The 4161-nt window shown below is 72.4% G+C and carries 2 protein-coding genes and 2 pseudogenes; 2 read left to right on the top strand and 2 right to left on the bottom strand.

The window, feature by feature from the left end:
* Window positions 1-284, top strand: a pseudogene (locus tag H5J29_RS23215) (MFS transporter); the annotation flags it as partial.
* Between the two features lie 52 nt (window positions 285-336).
* Here H5J29_RS23215 and H5J29_RS23210 read toward each other — a convergent pair.
* Together H5J29_RS23210 and H5J29_RS23205 are read right to left on the bottom strand one after the other, a co-directional pair.
* The gene (locus tag H5J29_RS23210; RefSeq protein ID WP_181783157.1) at window positions 337-2217 is read right to left on the bottom strand and encodes a primary-amine oxidase; all 1881 of its coding nucleotides are present in this window, start codon (window positions 2215-2217) and stop codon (window positions 337-339) included.
* Window positions 2214-3626 carry an APC family permease gene (locus H5J29_RS23205; RefSeq protein WP_181783156.1) on the bottom strand — a complete coding sequence of 471 codons (1413 nt, stop codon included), beginning with the start codon at window positions 3624-3626 and terminating at the stop codon, window positions 2214-2216. The genes H5J29_RS23210 and H5J29_RS23205 overlap by 4 nt, the downstream gene beginning before the upstream one ends.
* Window positions 3627-3835: 209 nt before the next feature.
* Between H5J29_RS23205 and H5J29_RS23200 the strand changes: the two are divergent.
* Window positions 3836-4161, top strand: a pseudogene (locus tag H5J29_RS23200) (APC family permease); the annotation flags it as partial.

Below are 4161 nucleotides of genomic sequence, written 5' to 3'. Positions count from 1 at the left end.
CCCTCGGGACGCTGGTGGCAGGCGTCGGCTTCGGGGCGGCGGCGCTGGCCACCTTCGGCACCTTCGCCCGGATCGCCGAGCCGCACGAGCGCGGGGCCCTGTTCGCCGTGGCCTTCGTGATCTCGTACCTGGCGTTCTCGCTGCCCGCCGTGGCGGCGGGCTTCGCGAGCACGGCGTTCGGCCTGCGGGTCACCGCCGAGGTCTACGCCCTGCTGATCGTGGCGATCACCGCCACCGCCCTGGTCCTGCGCCTCCGCCGCCGCCCGACCCCCGCCCCCCTGTGAGTAGCGATAGTCGCTATGGGCGACTATCGCCACTCATAGCTCAGTGCTCGGCTCAGTGGCAGTGCTTCGCCGTCGTGGCCGGGACGTCGAGGGCGGGGTTGCGGTCGAAGAAGCCTGCGGGCTTCAGCACGAAGCCCGTGTAGTCCACGGGCATGACCGGCCAGTCCTCCGGGCGTGGGAAGTGCGTGAGGCCGAAGGTGTGCCACACGACGATGTCCTCGCCGTCCACCGGGCGGTCCGCCTGCACCCACGCGGGCAGCCCCGCCCCGCCCGGGTTCTGGTTCACGAAGTCCCCGGCGGGATAGCGCTGATCGTGGGCGTACCGCGTGACCCACAGCGCCTTCGTGGCGAACGTGGCCCGCCCCGCGATCGACGACGCGCCGTCGGCCAGCAGCGTCGGCTGCCCGGTGGGGTGCAGCACGTACCCGACCTCCTGGCCCAGGGCGTTGCGCTTCTCCGGGTTCACGATGTGCCAGACGCGCGCGGTGGCGGCGTTGGCGTCCCGCTGGGCGTCGGACTCGCGGGACAGGCGGGTGACCGAGCGGCGGAACGCGTTGCCGTACGGGTTCTGCTCGCCGATCGGGACGCGGGCCGCCTCGACCTCCTCGACGGCGTTGCGCGGCCCGTCGACGGTCATGTCCAGCCGCGCCGAGAACAGGTGCTGGTGGAACGGCGCCCCGAGCCCCGGCGCGATCTCGGTGGCGTACTCACCCGGTGTACCGCTGGTGAACACGATGCCGGTGGCCTTGCACTCGAGCTCGATGGTGCCGTCGAGGTAGAGGTACCAGTAGAAGCCGTAGTCGTAGTTGCCGATCGGGGTGAAGAAGCTGATCACCAGGCGGCGCTGGCGGCGGGTCTCGCGGGAGCCGGTGAACATGTCCGAGTGCTTCCATGCGACGCCGTAGTCCTCCTCGTGCATACAGATCGCATTCTGAATCGTGCGCGGGTTGCCGAGGTCGTCCGCGACCACGGCGTCGGTGTACAGGATGTCGCCGAGGCAGTCGCAGCCCAGCTGCAGCGAGTCGGCGTAGCGGGCGAACATGTACTCGCCGCAGTCGAAGTAGTTCTGCCAGAAGCGGACCGGCGCCGGGTCGGCGTACGGGACCACCATCTCGGCCACCGACGCGCGGTAGCAGATGGGCCGGTCGTCGAACGCGATCTGGTGCAGGGTCAGGCCCTCGCGCTCGTTGAACCCGATCCGCAGGTCCCACCTGCCCCACCGCACCCGCCCGTCCTCCACGGTGAAGGACCGGCCCTCGGGCTGGGTGATCTCGATCGGCTTGAGCTCCAGCGGCGGGCCCTGGACCTCGGGATCGTCGAAGTTGCCGGTCGTCTCGGGGACCGGCACCGCGCCCGTGTCGACCACCCGGTCCACCGACCGCGCGGTGAGGTCCACGTAGGCCACGAGCCCGTCGATCGGGTGGGCCCAGGGGTGGTCCTTGGCGTGGTCCTGGCGGAACCCGAAGGCGCGCACGATCCGGCGGCCCGCCTCGTCCGGGTAGTCGTAGACGCCCGCGGACAGCGGGACCGCGCGCACCGACGCCGGCTCGATGCCCCGCGATGCCAGCGCGGCGAGCCACTCCGGTGCCGCGTTGAGGATGTCCTCGATCATCTCGAACTCGGTGTCGATGATCGGCGGCTGGCCGTCGCGCGGGGGATCGAGCTCGCGGGACCCGACCACACTGCTCGACGACACGGACACCACCACGTCCCACGACCGTCCGGTCGCGATGTCCAGCAGCACGACCCGGAACCGGCGGTCGGTCTCCCCGCCGCCGAGCACCTCGTCCTTGGTGGGCTCCTCCGGCGCGAAGAACGTGTAGCGGACGGTCTCGCCGAGCAGCCCGGCGGCGAGCAGCACCTCGCGGACGGCGGTCACCTCCGCCTCCGAGGTCATGGCCAGGGCGTGCGTGCGGTTCTCGAGGGTGGTCATGAGAGTCCTCCAGCAGGGACGGGGGCGGGCCTGCGCGACCAGAGTGCGCCCACCACGAAGGCGAGCACCAGCACCGCGCCGATCCCGATCGCGAGGGCGGGCGAGCCGCCGATGAGGGTGGGGAAGTTGGCGACCGTCAGCGCGAGGCAGGTCATCAGGCCCAGCAGGCCGAGCGCCGGAGCCACGAGGGTGTGCCAGACGCGGGTGTCGGCGCGCGTGCGGCGGAAGTAGACCAGGACGGCGGTGCAGGTCAGGGCCATCAGCGCCAGCACGCCGAGGGTCGCGGTGCCCGCCATCCAGGCGAAGACCTGGGTGACCGGGTCCATGCCCGCCAGCGCGAACACGGCCAGGAAGCCCAGCGCGATGCCGGACTGGGTCATCGACGCGACGTGCGGCGAGCCGTGCCGCGGGTGGCTGCGACCGCACGCGGCGGGCACCGAGCGGGCGTTGCCGAGCGCGAACCAGTACCGGGCCAGGACGTTGTGGAAGGACAGGATCGCCGCCAGCAGGCTGGTCATCAGCAGCACCTGCGCGACGTCGCCGCCCACGGGCCCGAGCACGTTCGTGACCGTCGTGATGATCATGTTGCCGGGGTCGGCGGCCGCGGCCTCGACGGCGGCCGCGTCGTCGCCCCAGGCGGAGACGACCGCCCAGCTCGACAGCGTGTAGAAGACCCCGATCAGCAGCAGCGCCGTGTAGGTGGCGCGGGGGATCGTGCGCTCCGGGTCGCGGGCCTCGTCGCGGAACACCGCGGTGGCCTCGAACCCGATGAAGCTCGCGATGGCGAACATGATCGCGATGCCGAGGGAGCCGGAGACCACCTGGGAGGGCTGGAGGAAGGCGGTCGAGAGCTGCTCGCCCCGGCCGACCACGACGGCGTCGAACACGAGCACGATGGCCACCTCGGCGACCAGCAGCACCCCGAGCACCCGGCCGGACAGCTCGATCCGCCGGTACCCCAACACCCCGACGAGGACGAGCACCGCCGCCGACCACACCCACCACGGCACCGCGGGGCCGCCCCAGTGCTGGACCAGGCCGTCGAGCACCGCACCGACGTAGCCGATCACCGCGAGCTGGACGGCGGTGTAGGTGACGAGGGCGAGGAACGCCGCACCGAGGCCGGGGGCGCGGCCGAGCCCTCGCTGGACGTAGGCGTAGAAGGCGCCGGCGTCGGGCACGTGCCTGCTCATCGCACAGAACCCGACCGCGAACAGCAGCAGGACGCCGCAGCAGAGGGCGAAGGTGGTGGGGAAGGCCGCGCCGTTGCCCGCGGCCAGGCCGAGCGGGACCGTGCCCGCGATGACGGTGAGCGGTGCCGCGGCCGCGACGACCATGAAGACGATCGAGCCGACACCGAGCGTTCCGGTGAGGGTCCTGCGGGCGGGGACTTCCGTGCCTGTGCTCATGAGGGCTCCAGTGCGGTGGCGGATGCCGAGGGACGCTCGCGGACCGCGGACCGGCGCACAACGCCCGTTCCCGGGTGGCGCGAATCACGCCCGTCGCCGTTCCCGCGCCGTGGGAATCGCCCCGCCGGGATTCTCATTCGACCCGTCGTCGCTGGTCACAGGGTCGTCTCCACCGGCTAACCTCCGCGGACGATCGTGAGGAGGTGGGCATGCTGCGCGATCGTTCCCCGGTGCACGGGCTCGAGCGGAGGCGGCTCGGCGCCCTCGACGTACTCGCCCAGTCCGTGTCCGGCGCCGCGCCCTCGGCGGCGATGGCGGCGACCCCGGTGATCGTCGCGGCGTCCGTGGGCGGGGCGACGGTCTGGTCGTTCGTGGTGGCGACGGTGCTCGCCCTGCTCGTCGCGGGCTGCACGGCACGCTTCACCCGCCGAATGGCCGCGCCCGGGGGGCTCTACCCGCTCACGGCGAAGGGACTGGCCCCCGGGGCCGCGCTCGCCTGCGGGATCGCCCTGCTCACCGGGTACGGGCTGCTCGC

Source organism: Pseudonocardia pini, from assembly GCF_013870575.1.
Lineage (GTDB): Bacteria > Actinomycetota > Actinomycetes > Mycobacteriales > Pseudonocardiaceae > Pseudonocardia > Pseudonocardia pini.
Note: the sequence above shows the minus strand (reverse complement) of the source record. Positions and strands in the feature narration are given on the sequence as shown.